We start from the raw sequence: 16,071 nt of genomic DNA on the forward strand, positions 1-16,071 counted from the left end.
CCTACCCTACGCCACCTATGCACCTGCACCACACCCGCCACGGCTCCGGCAAACCGCTCCTGCTCATCCACGGCATTGGCGGCACCAGCAACTCCTGGAACCCCATCCTCGACGAGCTGGCTGCCCACCGCGAAGTAATAACCATTGATTTGCCCGGCCACGGCCAGACGCCCCCGCTCCCCGGCCTCAACACCTTCTACGCCCTCACCGACGCCGTAGCCGACTGGCTGCGCGCCCAGCACCTAGAAGGCATCGACTGCGTGGGCTCCTCGATGGGCGCGCGGATGGTGCTGGAACTGGCCCGGCGCGGCACAGTGGGCGCCGTGGTAGCCCTCGACCCCGGCGGGTTCTGGCAGCGCTGGCAGATTCAGTTCTTCTACTACTCCATTGCCGGCTCGGTGCGCTTGCTGCGGGCAGTGGAACCGGCGCTGTCGGCTCTCACCACCAACACTGTGGGGAGGACGCTCCTGCTGGCGCAGTTTTCGGCGCGGCCGTGGCGCGTGCCTGCCGCGGTGGCGCTATCCGAACTGCGCAGCTTCGTGCACACGCCTATCTTCGATGAGCTACTGCGTGACCTGGCCTACGGCAAAAAGCAGGAGGGCGCCCCGCGCGGCAGCATACGGCACCCCTTGGTGATTGGGTGGGGCCGGCAAGACCGAGTGTGCTTCCCCAGCCAGGCCCGCCGCGCCGCCGCCGCCTTCTCCGATGCCTCCCTGTACTGGTTCGACCACTGCGGCCACTTCCCGCACTGGGACCAGCCCACCGAAACCGTGCAGCTGATTCTGTCGGTAACGGGCCGGGAATCCGCCACCTCAGCCGCCAGCGCCCCCGCCCACCAAGCCGCTGAGTAGCCGCTGCTTCAGGCAATAATAAGAGCAGAAAGCCCCTGGCCAGTAGGTTGGGGGCTTTATTGTGATTCAAGTTTTCGGAACACGTGTTGCGCAGATAAGCGCTTCCAATTGTTCTATTCCTAGTAGAAATATAATGCTAGCGTAATCAAGGCCCCTAGAACAATGGCGTTATTTGCCGATTCGTTTTTGTGTGTTCCCTACTTCATTCCTTACAAAATGCGTAAGTGCTTCTCAATTGCGGCTCTTTTCTTGGCATGTACAACTGTGCCACTGGTTACGGGCTGCTCCGACGATGATTCGGATACGGAGTTACCCACTCCCACGAGTGTGTCTTCGTTGCGGTTCATCGGCGAAAAGATTGTGCCGTTCAAACAGGACTACAATGGCACAACGCTCGGTGGCTTCTCGGGCATTGATTACCGCCCCGACAACAACTCGTACTACATCATGTGCGACGATGCCGCAACGTTTCAGCCCGTGCGGTACTACACCGCTAGCCTGGATTTCAATGAGACCACCTTCTCGGGCGTAACGTTTACTGGCGTAACCACCATCAAGCGGCCCGACGGCAGCAATTTTCCCAGCGCCGCCACCGACCCGTACAATACAGTGGACCCGGAAGGTATTCGCTACGATGCCGCCAGCAAGCACCTGATTTGGTCGAGTGAGGGAATACGCAACGTGGGCATCACCCCGCCAGCGCTAATTAATCCGTTTCTGCGCGAAGCCAACCCCGACGGTACGCACGTAGCCGACTTTGCGCTGCCCCCCTTGTTCCGTATGCAGGCCACCGACAACGGCACGCGCTCCAACGGCTCGTTCGAGGGGCTGTCCATCACGCCTGATGGCCGGTATCTGTTCACGGCGCAAGAAGAGCCGATTTACGAAGATGGCCCGCGTGCTAGTGCCGGTGCGGCGGGCGCTGTCATTCGCCTTGTTAAGTATGATAAAGCCACCCGGCAGCCCGTTGCCCAGTTTGCTTACAAGCTAGATGCCGTACACACCGCTCCCATCCCTGCCACTCAGTTTCAGCTAAACGGGGTAGTGGAAGTACTGGCGCTATCGGAAACCAAGCTGTTGGCCATGGAGCGTTCTTTCGCCGTTGGGGCCACGCCCGATTACGTGGTGAAAATCTATGAAATCGACTTGGCGGGGGCCTCCGACGTCTCGTCGTTGAATGGGCTGGTCAATGCGAGCTACACCCCCGTCTCGAAACGCATGGTACTAGATGTGGCCACTACGGGTATCCGGCGAGTTGATAACCTGGAGGGCATGACCTTCGGCCCCAAGTTGCCGAACGGCCACACGTCCCTGATTATGGTGTCGGATGATAACTTCGGCGCCACCCAGATTTCACAGTTCCTGGCCTTTGAAGTGATGCCCTAGCCTGCCAGCTCACGTAGGCTGTCAGCACAGAAGCGGAAGCTCGGATACGACCGGGCTTCCGCTTCTGCGTTTGAAGCCACGCATCAGCAATGCCTTAGCGTTACAGCCATAGTAGCCGCTGCTGGTTTGCCGTAACCTGTTGCACCAGCCCGCCAAACCGTGTAGCTAATTCTGTCGGTAACCGGCCAGCAAACCGCCGCCTCAACCGCCAGCGCCCCCGCCCACCAAGCCGCCGAGTAGCCGCCACTCCTGGTAGTAGCTTAATACAACGCCCCCGGCCGTGTGGTCAGGGGCTTTATTATGGTTAAAGTTTTTATCAGCGTTCTTCCATTTATCATTCTACAAGTTTGTTGTTTTAATTTTCTCTGCTTTTAATTATTGATTCAGCAGCTTTCTTGACGCTTTGGTACGATTTAGAATTTATACTACGAATCAGGTTTGACATCTGTTTATTCGATCCTGTTGGCATATTTAGCTTAAGCGAATGGTATAAATCTACAAATCTCGTAGACGGTATGTCTTCCGATAGTTTATATAATATTATATCATCGTCTTTCAAAACCTTACTTATATAATATTCCCATCGTTCTACTGGTATGCTAGTAAGCTGTTTGTATGCTATAGGGGCAGCATCTCTAGCATACCCCCATCTATTTCCTATATATACCACCAAATACGCTTGTATACAATCTAAGAAAGCGTCTTTTGGAATACTACTTCCCAAATTGGCTAATGTGTTTACAATCGAATATTCATTATAAAAGTTATTTCTACTAAAATGAGTATCTATTACTTGATTAGCAATTTTCGAGAACGTAGCAGATTTCAGTGTTTCTGGCACATAATCAAATCCCTGAACTTTAAGAAGAGCTAATCTAATTCCATTGGCAATATCAGTATTTCCATCTGCTATATAGTCTCTGTAACTACTTCCAAGACTAAATTTATCCTTTTCGGGTAAATTCTTCCATATAGGACTGATAAGAACATTTAAATTTGTTAAGGCGTGGGTAACAGTTGCGCCTTTAGCTTCTTTGATTGATGACAACAGCGTTGTAATTATTGTACTCAAGTAAAATGCAGGCGAATTAATTAATTGCTCAACTTGAGGGTCTTCAATTGATAATGTCTCCGATAGCAATCTATTTCTGAGCTTTGAAAATTCTATCGCAACTGTAATATTTTGCTGGCCTAGCACATATTGCACACAGTTTTTAACGATACTCATTGCATCAAAGTAAGATAACTCTTCTGCATCTTCTCTTTCCTCAGAATTCTCTAGTCTTACAAAATGATTAACTAATTCAAGGGATTGCCTTAATCTAAAAGCCCCTGTTGAATTAAATATTCCTAGCTGTTCTGCAAGTTTTAATGTTGAATATTCAGTTAGCTCATTCTCAATTATACTACCGGTATCAATATCTGAACGATTCAGCATTTCGCCTATAAAATTCATACCTAAGCTGTGAAGAATAGATTGCAAGCGAGCTATTGAACGCTTCCAAACAAATTCAGCAGCCATTTCATATGACTCATTATTTACAGCGGTAACAATATTTTTTTGTTGCTTAGGCGTCAATGCATTTGCAAGAACAACTATTTGTTTAGCGGACTTAGCAGAACTTGGTATCGAAATTCCGCTTCCACCCATCCACATAGGTGTATTATTAGAATGATCTTTCTCTTCCATCTTGAGATTTAAAAAAACCTGATACAAACATTCCGGAAGCTGCCATTGTGTCGAATGCCTTACTTCTAGTACCAGTTCCTTCTTTAAGTTTTGGTGGTGGTGAATTTTGCGGATTGGGTATCAATAAGTGATAACCTATTAATTGAGCTTTATTATTAAATATAGTTATTCCATCATTGTTTAACATTGACTTAACAACACTTACATAAAGTCTAAGCTTAAAATCAGACTGGCTTGATTTTTCTTCATGTAATAATATTAACAGCTCGCAAAGATCAATTGGCTTTTCAAGATATACTCCTTCTGAGACTTCACCTTTAAGCCTTTGCAAAGCTTCATCAGCATGATCTATTACTCCTATTAAATTCCCGTGTCCACTTCTGGCGGCGTCGGATATAAGTCTTTCTATATGGTATGCAATGTTTATTTGTTCAGAATGTTCAGCTTTTTGAGAAATGCTATTTGACAATCTATTTATATGATTTGTTTCACCATCAGTTTGCTCCTTAAGTGAAAACTCAATAATAACACTATTTTTTCTTCCTTGCACTTCAACTGAGGAGGCAGTATTACGTCGAATATAAGCAGTACAATAACTATTGTCAGATGAATCTTGTGACTTAAGCTGGTCCAATAACGTAAGACTAATAGAACTTAACTCTGCAGATATTAATCCATAAGTCATTTCATTTTCCTCAAGATTAATATACATAACCCATCCGTCTTTGCAAAGAGGCGCGCATTGCTTAATAGCTAATTTGAAATTATTTGACTCGATTGTAGTTTTGCCAATTTTTATATTTTGATGAGGTATTGGCTGCATAACAATATCTAAATTATTCGCAACTAATACTTCCGGAAATAATTGCTGCCCCTCTTCATAGTAATCCGATATTTCATCTATGGTTATAAGTAATGCATCCTCAATTTGGTCATGCCCTTGAAAACGCTCTTTATACAAAAAACTACCAATAGCACCCTGTACTGATTTTCTAAGAGATTCCATCTTTTGTCAAAAAATCATACTTTCACTAATTTACACTGAATGCAGCGGCTGAATATATTCAATATTATTTTACTTATTAGTGAGCACTCTCCATTAAATATTTGATTCGTGAACACTACACTCCCACCTTCTCCTCACTGCCTAACTCGCTGAGGATGCGCTTGGCGACTTGCACGCTTTTTACCTCCTCGATGCTGACGATGAGCTGCTCTTTGCGCTCCTTCATGCTGGCCGTGCGGGTGTGGGTTTGCACGTAGCTAAGGATGTTGCCGAAAGTGTCGCTCTGGAAGTAAGGCTCGTTGTTAGTGGCCGAGATGTAGCCTTTGAGCAGGTTCTTCTTCAGCGTCAGCTTCTCGAAGCCCACTTGGCAGGCCTGCCAGCGCAACCGCACGATGTCGGCCAGCTGCTCCACTTCTGCCGGCAGCGGCCCAAACCGGTCCACGATGCCGGCCACCAGCTTGCGCAGCTCCTCGGGGCCCTTCACCCTATCGAGCTTGCTATACAGCTGCAAGCGCTCCGACACGTTGCTCACGTAGGAGTCGGGAATCAGGATTTGCAGGTCCGTCTCGATGTTGCACTCCTTGGGGCCGCTGGCTTTCACGGCCGCTTGCAGCCGCTCGGTCGGGTCGCCGAGGAACAGGTCGCGGAACTCGGTTTCCTTGAGCTCCGTCACGGCCTCGTCCAGAATCTGGTGGTAGGTTTCAAAGCCTAAGTCATTGATGAAGCCCGACTGCTCACCGCCCAGCAGGTTGCCGGCCCCCCGGATGTCCAGGTCGCGCATGGCCACCTTAAACCCGTCGCCGAGGTCGGAAAACTCTTCGAGCGTGCTTAGGCGCTTACGGGCATCGGAAGGCAAACCGGCCACCGGCGGCGTGAGTAGGTAGCAGTAGGCTTTCTTGTTGGAACGGCCCACGCGCCCACGCATCTGGTGCAGGTCGGAGAGGCCGTGCATGTGGGCGCGGTTGATGATAATGGTGTTGGCGTTCGGAATGTCCAGGCCCGACTCAATCAGGTTGGTACTCACCAGCACGTCGTAGTCGCCGTCCACGAATTTCATCATGCGCTTTTCCAGCAGGTCGCCTTCCATCTGGCCGTGAATGGTAGTTACGCGGGCATCGGGCACCAGGCGCAGCACCATGTTGGCTAGTTCGTCGATATCTTTCACGCGGTTGTGCACGAAAAACACCTGCCCGCCGCGCTTGATTTCGCGGGCCACCGCGTCGCGCACCAGCAGCTCATCAAACACGTGCAGCTCGGTTTGCACCGGCTGGCGGTTCGGCGGCGGCGTGGCAATCACGCTCAAGTCGCGGGCGCCCATCAGCGAGAAGTGCAGCGTGCGCGGTATCGGCGTCGCCGACAGCGTGAGCGTATCCACATTCACCTTCAGTTCCTTGAGCTTGTCCTTGGTTTTCACCCCGAACTTCTGCTCTTCGTCAATGATGAGCAAGCCTAGGTCCTTGAACTTGATGTCTTTGTTGGTGAGGCGGTGTGTGCCAATCAGGATGTCGGTTTTGCCCTCGGCCACCCGGCCCAGCGTCTCCTTGATTTGCTTGGTGCTCTTGAAGCGGTTCACGTACTCCACCGTCACGGGCAGAGCTGCCAGCCGCTCCCGGAACGTTTTGTAGTGCTGCATGGCCAAGATGGTGGTAGGTACCAGCACGGCCACCTGCTTGCCATCGGCCACCGACTTAAACGCTGCCCGAATAGCCACTTCCGTCTTGCCGAAGCCCACGTCGCCGCACACCAGCCGGTCCATGGGGTGGGGTACCTCCATGTCGCGCTTCACGTCTTCGGTGGCCTTGGCCTGGTCGGGCGTGTCTTCGTAGATGAAGCTCGATTCTAGCTCGGCCTGCATAAACGAGTCCATGGCGAAGGCGTGGCCGGGCGCGGTTTTGCGCTTGGCGTACAGCCGAATCAGCTCGGCCGCAATGTCCTTCACTTTCTTCTTAACCGACTTCTTCTTGTTTTCCCACTCCGGCGAGCCCAGCTTACTCATATTGGGCGGCGTACCCTCGGCGCCCGAGTACTTGGCAATCTTGTGCAGGGCGTGGATGCTCACCGTCAGCACGTCGTCGTCGCGGTACACCAGCCGGATGGCTTCCTGCACCCGGTCGTTGATTTCCACCTGCGTGAGGCCCGCAAAGCGCGCAATGCCGTAGTCCTGGTGCACCACGTAGTCGCCAGGGCTCAGCGTCCGCAACTCCTTCAAGGTCAGCGCTTTCTTCTTCGAGAACTTGCGTCCTTCTTGCGCCCGATAGAACCGCTCGAACAGCTGGTGGTCGGTGTACACCACCAGTTTCAGCGTCTCGTCCACGTAGCCTTCGCGCAGCCCCAGCAGCAAGTGCTGAAACTGTACGTTATTGTCGAGCTCGTCGAAGATGGTCCGCAACCGGTCCGCCTGCCTGACCGATTCGGCCGCAATGATATTGGTGTAGCCTTTCTCCTGGTTTTCGTGCAGGTTCTTCACCAGCCGATTGAAGTCCTTGTTGAAGCTTGGCTGCGGCTTGGCCGTGAACTGAAACTCCTCGGCCCCCGCCTTGTAGTGGAACCGTTTGCCGAACTCCACCACCGCAAACCCTTCCAGCAGCTTCTTAAACGACTTCCCTGTCTCAAACAAGTCCTCGGGCTTGCTCACAATTTGGGTGCCGCCCGCCGTCAGCAGCAGCTCCTGGAAGCCTGCCTCGGCCTTGTCGAACGATTCTTCCACCACGTCCAGGGTCTGGCGCATATCCTTGGCCCACACCGTGGTGTTCTTCGGAATGAAGTCCAGGAACGCCTCCCGGGTTTCCTGTAGCAGCTTGGTTTGCACGTTCGGGATGATGCTCACCTGCTCCCGCTTCTCCACCGACAGCTGGCTTTCCGGGTCGAACGTCCGGATGGTTTCCACCTCGTCGCCGAACAGCTCTATCCGGTACGGCAGCTCATTGGCGTATGAGAAGATGTCCACGATACCGCCGCGCACCGCAAACTGCCCCGCCTCATACACAAAATCGGTCCGCTCGAAGTCGTACTCCGCCAGCATCTCACTGATGAAGTTCACGTCCAGCTTGTCGCCGTTCTTCACAATGAACGTGTTGGCCACCAAACTTTTCTTGTTGATTACCTTCTCGAACAGCGCCTCCGGGTACGTGATGATGATAGCACCGGCCGTGTCTTTCACGCTGGCCCGCGCACCCTTTTTGCCCTTGGGCTTGGCGTCGGTTTCCGCAGCGGCCGTGTCGGCAGCATCTTCCGCGTCTTCGGTGGCTTGCTCAGCGGCGGTTTTAGGTCCGCGGTGCGAGTTCAGCTTGTTCAACACTTCAGCCCGCATCAGCACGTTGGCATTTTCCGTCTCGTCGAAAGCGTAAGGTCGCTTATAGGAGCTTGGAAACAGCAGCGGCTCCTCGTTGGGTAGCAAGTGCTGCAAGTCGGCCAGGAAATACGCCGCCTCCTCCCGGTCGTGCAGGATGAACAAGTGGTGCTGATCGGGAAATGCCGTGTGCATAGCCGCAGCCAGCACCGCATCTTGGCTCCCAACAAGGCCGCGCAAGTGCAGCCGCGGGTGTGCCACAGCCTCGGCCGGCGCAGCGCCGCGGAGCGAGTTGCGCGTGGCCGGGTTCAGGCGGGCCCCCACGGTCATGACGGTAGGGTCGAGAGAGTATAGCTGGAGAAAATCAGAAACCTTCAAAGCGGCGGATAGTCTAGAAGAGGAAGCAAAGGTAGAAGCCCGGCCGGACGAATATCCGGTCGGGCGACGCTATAAGACGGTGCGCCAAGGCACACGCTATCCAATACCACAGCCCGCCCCTGAAAGTTTCCGCAACATTTTCGCTTCGTGTGTTGTACCTTCCTACTTCACGCGCTAACCCGGCTCTGCTACCCTCTTCATGACAGAACCAACTCACGAGCCCGCCGGTCAGGATTGGGACCAGCTCCTCGACCAGTTGCGCCAAGTCCGGCAGCAAGTCCAGGAGCATGGCCCCCTCGCTCCCGAAGAGCAGGAAGAAGCCACCAATGCCTTCAAACAAGGCTTAGCCCTCCTAGCCAACCAAGTAGACGACATCCGTAGCAATGGTCTGAAAGGCAGTTCCGGCGAGTGGTAAGCGGAGCACACCAGCTTGCAATTCAGCTATTTGATTACCCAATCCCGTAGCCTCCACCAGCACGTAGCTGCTTGAAGCTAGTTGGTTTACATGGCCGTGAGCACGAGAGTTTTTGCGGGGCCTATAAGAAGGATAGATCATTAAAATCAGGCCGTTATCACGTGCCTTGTAGGCTGCATTGTTGAGCTTAACCAGCTAAAACGAGTTTTCGCAGTACGGAAAGCAGTGTATAACGAAATCAGATAATATAGTATGCATACCGAGCATCTATATCACGTACTTTTGCTAGCCAAGGCTTTATTCATACCCTATCACACGTGCGCGGATCCTCTCATTTAGCTATTGGTCTTATCACAGGTATAGCCATCGGCGGCTTGGTATCTGGCGTTAAATTCTCCCCAGCGGGCATTGCCTTGGCCGGCTTTTCTGCCTTAGCTCCCGACCTCGACCATCCCGAATCCCGCCTTAGCAAGCGGCTTGGCTTTGCCCAGAACTACGTGCGGTGGGCCTTTGTGGTGGTAGCCGCCGGCCTGGGCCTATACACGCACTTCTACGAAGCGCCTGGTCCCGACCGGCGCATGGGGTTCACGGCCGCGCTGGCCTTCGGGCTGTTGGGAGCAGCTATGCAGGGCGGCTCGGCACGTAAGCTGGCCTTGCTCTTCACCGGGCTATGTACGGTTATGGCGGGCCTCTATACTGGCTATGTCTGGTTGAGCATGCTGGGATTGTTTGTGGCCGTAGCCCCATTCACCTCCCACCGCTCCTGGACCCACACCATCTGGGCGGCGGGCCTTTGGACCTACATCGGCCACTTAGCCAACCAGAGCCTCGGCTGGCACGGAGTGGCGCTGTTCGCAGGCGGCGGCTACGTTTCCCACCTCCTCGCCGACACTCTTACCAAAGCGGGCGTAAAATGGTTTATGCCCTTCACCGATACTTCATTGAAGCTCCCGCTAATTCGAACCGGCTCTGCTTCCGGCAACTTGCTGGAAGTAGGTATCTGCACCGGCTACGGGCTACTAGTCCTAGGCCTAGTCATCGGCAAGACAAGCTTCTAACTCGTTCTTTATCCATGCATAAGTTGCCGGCTGGTGAAAGTGCCGCCTTTGCCATTTCCGTCACGCTGCATGCTGCAGCGAACAAGAACTATTGTACAATTAGCGTTGTACAGTAAGAGGCCGACGTAACTGGGCGATTACAATAGCTGTCGTGCTAGAACAGCAGAGAAGTTGGTTTGGAAGGTGAATAGGAACACTGCCTTCCCTATGCAGAAGGTGGTATTCAAGATTTAGGGATTATTTGTACTAATCACATGTCTCCAATATCTTCGCGCTTAGCTGAACCGTGAAGTTGAATTTAACTCAGTGTAATTTTTCATTAACTCTCTATTCTATGTAAGATATATTTTTTATAATATTACACTTGTCCAGTATAGCAGTTATGGCAATTTGCAACTTTCAGCTATTGTTTTTTAAAAGTAGGTAGAACAGGAAAGTCGTTCTTGTCTGTATTTACTTCGCTGAGAAAATTGCACTTATACTTTTTAGTATTTCCTCCTGCGCAGGTCCTTGGCTGTGTAAAGAGTTGGTAATCATTGATTACAGATTTACCAACTAGTACCCTAACCCCGAAGCTTCGTATCTTTGGGCCGGCCTGTAGCATTACCAAATTCTACGCACCTTATTACCCGCTCTTATACCCCTCACACCTCTTGCTTACCTTCAACCCCTTTTCCCAGTATGAACCAGATAAATAGCCCTCTGATTAGGATCGGCGTCTTCTACGACGGCAATTATTTCCTTAAGATCAGTGATTACTACTACTTTCAGCATGACCGCAAGGCCCGTATCAGCCTGGAAGGATTACACGAGTTTATTCGTCATCAAGTGGCAGAAGAAGAAGATGTGGATCTTCGTCTGAGCCGAGTTATTGATGCTCATTTCTTCCGAGGCCGTCTCTCAGCCACGGAAGCCCGCGATAAAGACCGGTTGTTCCACGACCGTTTGCTCGACGATATCCTCATGAACATGGGTATCGCTACGCACTATATGCCCCTCAAAACCCGCGATGGTCGCCTGCAAGAAAAAGGCATCGATGTGTGGTTGTCTCTGGAAGCTCTGGAACTGACCCTGCACAAGAGCTACGACGTAGTGGTGCTCATCGCCGGCGACTCCGACTATGCGCCCCTCATCAAGAAGCTCAACACCATCGGCACTCGCGTAATGCTGCTGAATTGGGACTTCAAATACGTTGACTTCAAAGGTGAAGCCCGCGTAACCCGCGCCTCGCAGCACCTATTGGAGCAAGCCACGTACCCTGTGCAGATGCACGAAATCATCGACCAAGGCCTTGCCGACGGCGACGAGCTGATCGAAACCATGTTCGTGAACACGCCGGAGCCTGTAGCCTTCCCCGCTCCTGCCAAGCCAGTGCGCCCCACCGGTCCTACGGCCGCTGGCCCAGTAGGCACGGTAGGAATCAGCACCATCAAGAACCTGAAGAACGGTTTCGGTTTCGTGGTTATGCCGCCAAACAACTTGTTCTTCAGCTACGCCGACATGTCGGAAGGCGACTTCAACGACCTGCGCGAAGGGGATTGGGTGGAGTTTACGGTAGGCCGCAACCACCGCGACGAGGATTGTGCCCGCAACGTGCGCAAAGTAGATGCCCCTCAAATGGAGGAAGGCGACGAGTACGATGAAGAGCACAGCGAAACCGAGTCGGCTGATTCGTCGGAGCGCCTCTAGCCTTGCAGTAACTGCTGTTGCTTATGAAAAGCCGCCGGTGTCCCCGGCGGCTTTTTGCGTAGCAAGAGGTAGAGAAGCCCACGGTATTTCTGCCTTTTGCATCAGTTACGGATAGCTCCTTCCCTTTCAGCACCTGCCTTTACTTGTCTGCCTCTGGGAAAAGCAGCTGGTGAAAATCGCGCTTGTCAGCAGGGTACCGGTTGAAAGTGCCCATACCGCGTGCCACTACCAGTCCGTCGCGAGTGGGGCACTCAATGGAAGCACTACTCATGATGAGCGTTTTGCCGCTGTGCTCCACCGTCCCTCGCGCAACCAGGTGGTCGTGGAGGCGCACGGGGTGCAGGTAGTTGATCTTAAACTCCACCGTTGATACCAGCTCACCGGCAGTGAAAGCCAGTGAAAGAGCTGCTGCACCCAGCACCGCATCCATCAGGCCCGCTACCACCCCACCGTGGCAGGTACCCGGCGACGACAGATGCTCGTCGCGGATGGTCATGGTGTACATAACCTCGCCGGGCTTCCTTACGGTAAGTTCCATGCCGTTTGCGCGGCCGTACTGATTGATTTGGTTGTAGATGGCCACTAACGTGGCTACATCAGGAGATGGTTGCATAAAGCAGAAGTGCAGAAAGTCAGGCAGAAGAAAACCGTAGCCGCCACCACGTACCCATGCTAGCTGGTAAGTGAGCTACAACTCATCCGAAGGTAGTGGCTAGCCTACTATGCTTGGTATCAACAAGGCGCTTCTTTGCCTGGAGAGGCCCAGTTCCCATCCGGCGGGTAACAGCTTATGTTGGCGCCGCCACTTCCACCAGCAGCGTCTCCTACTCTCTGCGGCCAGGTATGTTCAGTCTTCCAGCGTCTTGACCATTAGGAAATGCGGAATGCTACCGAACAGCGTATGCGACGGTGCTTCTACCGCGTAGCCCAGCCGCTTGTAGAACGGTACGGCGGCCTCTCGGGCGTGCAACCGGATTTCCAAGTAGCCCAACCGGCGGCCAGCCTCCTCCAAATGTTCCAGTAGCTCGCGGCCGATACCGTGTCCCTGCCACGCTGGCGCCACGGCCATAAACCGAACTTGCCCCCGCAGTTGCTCCGCCGACTGCAGCATGGCCACCCCAATGGCCGTACCATCAGGCGCGAGCCGGAGTGCGTGCACGGTTGCAGGATCTTCGTCTTCGGGCACCCGCTCCGAACCGGCAGGCTGCTGCCAGGGTTGGCGCAAAACTTCGTAGCGCAGCTGATAGTAGGCCGTCCACTCAGCGGGAGTTTGGGGAGAACGAATATTCATGGCAAGGAAGTGAAACGGTAGAGTAGCACGGCCCGTCTTGGCTCTTCTTTATGAGGTTTACTACCAACTAGGTGGGAATGAAGCGGCTCGCTGGGGTTGATACCAGCCGCTTTCAGCTGCTATTACGTGCAGACGCTGCTTTGTGTCGCGTAAGTTTACGTAGGCAGGTGCAGCATGCTGTCTTTGCGTGCCCTAATATTAGCACGCCAACTTCCTACCTTTGCCCCCACGCAAACCGGCGGGGCAGTTTGGCGTACAGCCTTCCTGTTCCCTTTAACACCCTCATTCCATGGCATCTTTCGATATCGTGAGCAAAGTAGACCCGCAGACCCTCGAAAACGCGGTGAACACGGCCAAAAAAGAATTACAAACCCGCTACGACCTGCGCGACACCAAAGGCGGCATCGACCTCGATAAAAAAGCGAATACCATTCAGCTCAGTTCGGAAAATTCCATGCGCGTCAAAGCCTTGGAAGATATCTTGCTGACCCGGGTTGTGAAGCAAGGTATTGATGGCACTTCACTGGATTTCACAGCCGAAGAGCAGCCGAGCGGTAACCTGGTCAAGAAAACCATTAAAGTGCGGGCGGGCGTCGACAAGGATGCCGGCCGCAAAATCATCAAGGCCATCAAAGACGCCAAGCTGAAGGTGGAAGCCCAAATGCAAGACGACCAAGTGCGCGTCACGGCCAAAAAGATCGACGATCTGCAAGCGGTTATTGCGCTGCTACGCCGCACCGACATTGGCCAGCCGTTGCAATTTGTGAATATGAAGAGTTGATCGTTGTTTGTTACTAACTGGTCGTTCCAGCCATCTTACGCAGCAGTCCGTCGTCAACAATCAACCACCAATCAAACAGCCAACCAATGCACTTCGACTTCTCGGTGTTTTCCACCCCGCAAACCTGGATCAGCTTACTCACGCTGACTTTCATGGAAATTGTGTTGGGCATCGACAACATCATCTTTATCTCCATTATCGTCAACCGGCTGCCACACGAACAGCAGGCGCGCGGGCGCACCATTGGACTGTTGCTGGCCTTGCTTTTCCGGATTGGACTGCTGCTAAGTATCTCCTGGATTGTCGGCCTGAAGTCGGCGCTGTTCACTTTGAACCTCCCGTGGCTGGATGAGCCGTTTGGCGTGTCGGGCCGCGACCTTATCCTGCTCGGTGGCGGCTTGTTCCTGATTGGAAAAAGCACCACCGAAATCCACACCAAGCTGCAGGGCGAGGAAGATGAAACCCACGCCACCGACAAAGCCGGCGTATCGATGGGCAGCATCATTTTCCAAATCATTGTCATTGACATCGTATTCAGCTTCGACTCTATTCTTACAGCCGTGGGATTGGTCGACAATGTGCTGATTATGATACTGGCCGTTATCCTGTCAATGGGCGTGATGCTCGTCTTCTCAGGCGTGGTAGCTGATTTCGTGAACCGCAATCCAACCATCAAAATGCTGGCTCTCTCCTTCCTGATTATGATTGGGGTGATGCTGGTAATGGAAGCCTTCCACAAGGAAATCGAGAAAGGCTACATCTATTTCGCCATGGCTTTCTCGTTGGTAGTGGAGCTGCTGAACATGCGTCTACGCAAGAAGAGCCCACCCATTCAATTGCGCGAGTCTCAGTACGACTAGGTCAGATAACGCCCATACCTGAATACAAAAAGGCCCGCTACTTGAAATAGCGGGCCTTTTTGTGTCCGGGTGTATGGCTGCTCTTCTCAGCTACTTTACGGTTATGCTAGTGAAGAAAATGCAGCTGTACCTGCGTTAGTGCCATAAGTAGCACAATAACCCCCACTACTGTCGCAACAATGGCAACGTTCACGCGGGTTGCATCGGAAATACGGCTGAGCTGGGTGGCTCCAGCCAGCAGCAGTAGCAGGAAAGCGAATACTAACAGGCTGCTGAAAACCGGGTGCACTGGCAACGCGGTGCCATCGAGTAGATAGGCTTCATGTACAAACTGGAAGAGAACAGAAGTCTTTAGGCGGAAGACAATTGTGGCAAGCGGAACAGCCGCCGTGGTGTTGAACTCACCGTGCGAAGTAGCTATCCAATTGTACAATTGACCGGCGCCATCACGCGAAGTTCCAAAACGGGCAAAATCGGCAATGACGTAGTGCCGCAACACAAAATAGTCGAGCAGAATTACCAAGGGCAACACCAATAGGCAGCGCCCCCACTGCCGGGCTACCCGGGCGTAGGTGGCAAAATCCAGCTTCTGGGGCACATAGCGGCGGCGCCAGATCGGCGGCGGTGGCGGCCGGCGCGAGGCACGCGTGGGTGGTGGGGCGGGCACTGGCACCGGCCGGACCCGCGTGCGAAGCTCCCGCAGTTGCGTATCGTAGAAATAGCGCCGGCTAGGATCGTTCAACGCCTCGTAGGCTTCGTTCACGGCCAGAAAGCGTTGATGAGCATCTGGGTCAGGTGTGCGGTCGGGGTGAGTAAGCAGCACCAAGCGCCGATACGCTCTTCGGATATCGTTTGGACTAGCTTGCTCACTGATTCCTAGAATGGCGTAGTGTGTCTTCATGCTACGCTCAGCTTCACTACTGCTGCTACCTGATCCTGCACCCGGCGTACCGCCAGTTCCAGCAGCCGGCGGTTCAGTTCAGCACGGTGCTGGCGGTAGAATTCCAACTCGGCACTCGTAAACAAGCCGCTCACGAGCCCAATTACAGTGTAGCGCAGTTTCACGTTCCGGGTCAGCAATTCCGTGAGCAGGCGCTGCTGATCAACCGCCGATGCAGTAGCCAGTGGTACATGATGGTCGCGCACAAAATCGGCTACTACAGCTAGCAGCAGCTCATTTTGCAGTTTTAGAACGGGCCGCAGGGTGTGGTGCAGAAAGTCGCCGGACGTGGCGTCGCCGCTAGCGGGGGCCGTATCCACAACAGGACGCAGGGCTAGCAGCGTCGTATCGGGGCGGGATTGAGGGGGCATTTGAAAAGTGGTTACAGACGGGCTTATACCCTAAATACGAAAAAAACCACTCACTTTGGATTTCTA

General features: G+C 53.2%; 14 protein-coding genes. 7 read left to right on the top strand and 7 right to left on the bottom strand.

The genetic code is table 11. The features are described 5' to 3' along the window. Positions 1 to 17 precede the first annotated feature (17 nt). Both MTX78_RS20470 and MTX78_RS20475 read left to right on the top strand, forming a co-directional pair. Complete coding sequence (locus MTX78_RS20470; protein ID WP_243797887.1) at positions 18 to 851, top strand: alpha/beta fold hydrolase; 834 nt, start codon at positions 18 to 20, stop codon at positions 849 to 851. 216 nt (positions 852 to 1,067) lie between these two features. Further along, a complete protein-coding gene (locus MTX78_RS20475) occupies positions 1,068 to 2,237 on the top strand; it encodes an esterase-like activity of phytase family protein (RefSeq protein ID WP_243797889.1) in 1,170 nt (389 codons plus the stop codon). Between the two features lie 355 nt (positions 2,238 to 2,592). Here MTX78_RS20475 and MTX78_RS20480 read toward each other — a convergent pair whose 3' ends face one another. The 3 genes from MTX78_RS20480 to mfd all read right to left on the bottom strand — a co-directional run bounded on the left by MTX78_RS20480 (position 2,593) and on the right by mfd (position 8,600). Then, positions 2,593 to 3,927 (bottom strand): hypothetical protein, encoded by a 1,335-nt coding sequence (locus tag MTX78_RS20480; RefSeq protein ID WP_243797890.1) that lies wholly within the window; start codon positions 3,925 to 3,927, stop codon positions 2,593 to 2,595. Beyond that, positions 3,905 to 4,933, bottom strand: a complete 1,029-nt coding sequence (locus MTX78_RS20485; RefSeq protein WP_243797892.1) for a hypothetical protein — start codon at positions 4,931 to 4,933, stop codon at positions 3,905 to 3,907. The genes MTX78_RS20480 and MTX78_RS20485 overlap by 23 nt, the downstream gene beginning before the upstream one ends. A gap of 115 nt (positions 4,934 to 5,048) precedes the next feature. Further along, on the bottom strand, positions 5,049 to 8,600 hold the full coding sequence (gene mfd, locus MTX78_RS20490; protein ID WP_243797894.1) for a transcription-repair coupling factor: 3,552 nt from the start codon (positions 8,598 to 8,600) through the stop codon (positions 5,049 to 5,051). A gap of 199 nt (positions 8,601 to 8,799) precedes the next feature. Here mfd and MTX78_RS20495 point away from each other — a divergent pair, with 199 nt between their 5' ends. The 3 genes from MTX78_RS20495 to MTX78_RS20505 all read left to right on the top strand — a co-directional run bounded on the left by MTX78_RS20495 (position 8,800) and on the right by MTX78_RS20505 (position 11,762). Beyond that, positions 8,800 to 9,015, top strand: coding sequence for a hypothetical protein (locus MTX78_RS20495; protein ID WP_243797896.1), 216 nt, complete (start codon positions 8,800 to 8,802; stop codon positions 9,013 to 9,015). Positions 9,016 to 9,332: 317 nt separating this feature from the next. Continuing rightward, positions 9,333 to 10,073, top strand: a complete 741-nt coding sequence (locus MTX78_RS20500) for a metal-dependent hydrolase (RefSeq protein ID WP_243797897.1) — start codon at positions 9,333 to 9,335, stop codon at positions 10,071 to 10,073. Positions 10,074 to 10,754: 681 nt separating this feature from the next. Beyond that, a complete protein-coding gene (locus MTX78_RS20505) occupies positions 10,755 to 11,762 on the top strand; it encodes an NYN domain-containing protein (RefSeq protein WP_243797899.1) in 1,008 nt (335 codons plus the stop codon). 139 nt (positions 11,763 to 11,901) lie between these two features. On the opposite strand, the gene MTX78_RS20510 is transcribed toward MTX78_RS20505, so the two are convergent. Then, complete coding sequence (locus tag MTX78_RS20510; protein ID WP_243797900.1) at positions 11,902 to 12,375, bottom strand: PaaI family thioesterase; 474 nt, start codon at positions 12,373 to 12,375, stop codon at positions 11,902 to 11,904. A gap of 234 nt (positions 12,376 to 12,609) precedes the next feature. Further along, positions 12,610 to 13,053 carry a GNAT family N-acetyltransferase gene (locus MTX78_RS20515; RefSeq protein WP_243797902.1) on the bottom strand — a complete coding sequence of 148 codons (444 nt, stop codon included), beginning with the start codon at positions 13,051 to 13,053 and terminating at the stop codon, positions 12,610 to 12,612. 289 nt (positions 13,054 to 13,342) lie between these two features. Between MTX78_RS20515 and MTX78_RS20520 the strand changes: the two genes are divergently transcribed. Next, the gene (locus tag MTX78_RS20520) at positions 13,343 to 13,834 is read left to right on the top strand and encodes a YajQ family cyclic di-GMP-binding protein (protein WP_243797904.1); all 492 of its coding nucleotides are present in this window, start codon (positions 13,343 to 13,345) and stop codon (positions 13,832 to 13,834) included. 86 nt (positions 13,835 to 13,920) lie between these two features. Continuing rightward, on the top strand, positions 13,921 to 14,694 hold the full coding sequence (locus MTX78_RS20525) for a TerC family protein (protein WP_243797906.1): 774 nt from the start codon (positions 13,921 to 13,923) through the stop codon (positions 14,692 to 14,694). 106 nt (positions 14,695 to 14,800) lie between these two features. Here MTX78_RS20525 and MTX78_RS20530 read toward each other — a convergent pair whose 3' ends face one another. Then, on the bottom strand, positions 14,801 to 15,595 hold the full coding sequence (locus MTX78_RS20530) for a J domain-containing protein (RefSeq protein ID WP_243797908.1): 795 nt from the start codon (positions 15,593 to 15,595) through the stop codon (positions 14,801 to 14,803). Next, positions 15,592 to 16,005 (bottom strand): hypothetical protein, encoded by a 414-nt coding sequence (locus MTX78_RS20535; RefSeq protein WP_243797909.1) that lies wholly within the window; start codon positions 16,003 to 16,005, stop codon positions 15,592 to 15,594. The genes MTX78_RS20530 and MTX78_RS20535 overlap by 4 nt, the downstream gene beginning before the upstream one ends. Positions 16,006 to 16,071 lie beyond the last annotated feature (66 nt).

Source organism: Hymenobacter tibetensis (genome assembly GCF_022827545.1).
Classification (GTDB): Bacteria; Bacteroidota; Bacteroidia; order Cytophagales; family Hymenobacteraceae; genus Hymenobacter; species Hymenobacter tibetensis.

Bases quoted from the DNA above. Each gene is read 5' to 3' on its own strand.
- MTX78_RS20470 (WP_243797887.1), top strand. From the start codon at position 18: ATGCACCTGCACCACACCCGCCACGGCTCCGGCAAACCGCTCCTGCTC.
- MTX78_RS20475 (WP_243797889.1), top strand. From the start codon at position 1,068: ATGCGTAAGTGCTTCTCAATTGCGGCTCTTTTCTTGGCATGTACAACT.
- MTX78_RS20480 (WP_243797890.1), bottom strand. From the start codon at position 3,927: ATGGAAGAGAAAGATCATTCTAATAATACACCTATGTGGATGGGTGGA.
- MTX78_RS20485 (WP_243797892.1), bottom strand. From the start codon at position 4,933: ATGGAATCTCTTAGAAAATCAGTACAGGGTGCTATTGGTAGTTTTTTG.
- MTX78_RS20495 (WP_243797896.1), top strand. From the start codon at position 8,800: ATGACAGAACCAACTCACGAGCCCGCCGGTCAGGATTGGGACCAGCTC.
- MTX78_RS20505 (WP_243797899.1), top strand. From the start codon at position 10,755: ATGAACCAGATAAATAGCCCTCTGATTAGGATCGGCGTCTTCTACGAC.
- MTX78_RS20510 (WP_243797900.1), bottom strand. From the start codon at position 12,375: ATGCAACCATCTCCTGATGTAGCCACGTTAGTGGCCATCTACAACCAA.
- MTX78_RS20515 (WP_243797902.1), bottom strand. From the start codon at position 13,053: ATGAATATTCGTTCTCCCCAAACTCCCGCTGAGTGGACGGCCTACTAT.
- MTX78_RS20520 (WP_243797904.1), top strand. From the start codon at position 13,343: ATGGCATCTTTCGATATCGTGAGCAAAGTAGACCCGCAGACCCTCGAA.
- MTX78_RS20525 (WP_243797906.1), top strand. From the start codon at position 13,921: ATGCACTTCGACTTCTCGGTGTTTTCCACCCCGCAAACCTGGATCAGC.
- MTX78_RS20530 (WP_243797908.1), bottom strand. From the start codon at position 15,595: ATGAAGACACACTACGCCATTCTAGGAATCAGTGAGCAAGCTAGTCCA.
- MTX78_RS20535 (WP_243797909.1), bottom strand. From the start codon at position 16,005: ATGCCCCCTCAATCCCGCCCCGATACGACGCTGCTAGCCCTGCGTCCT.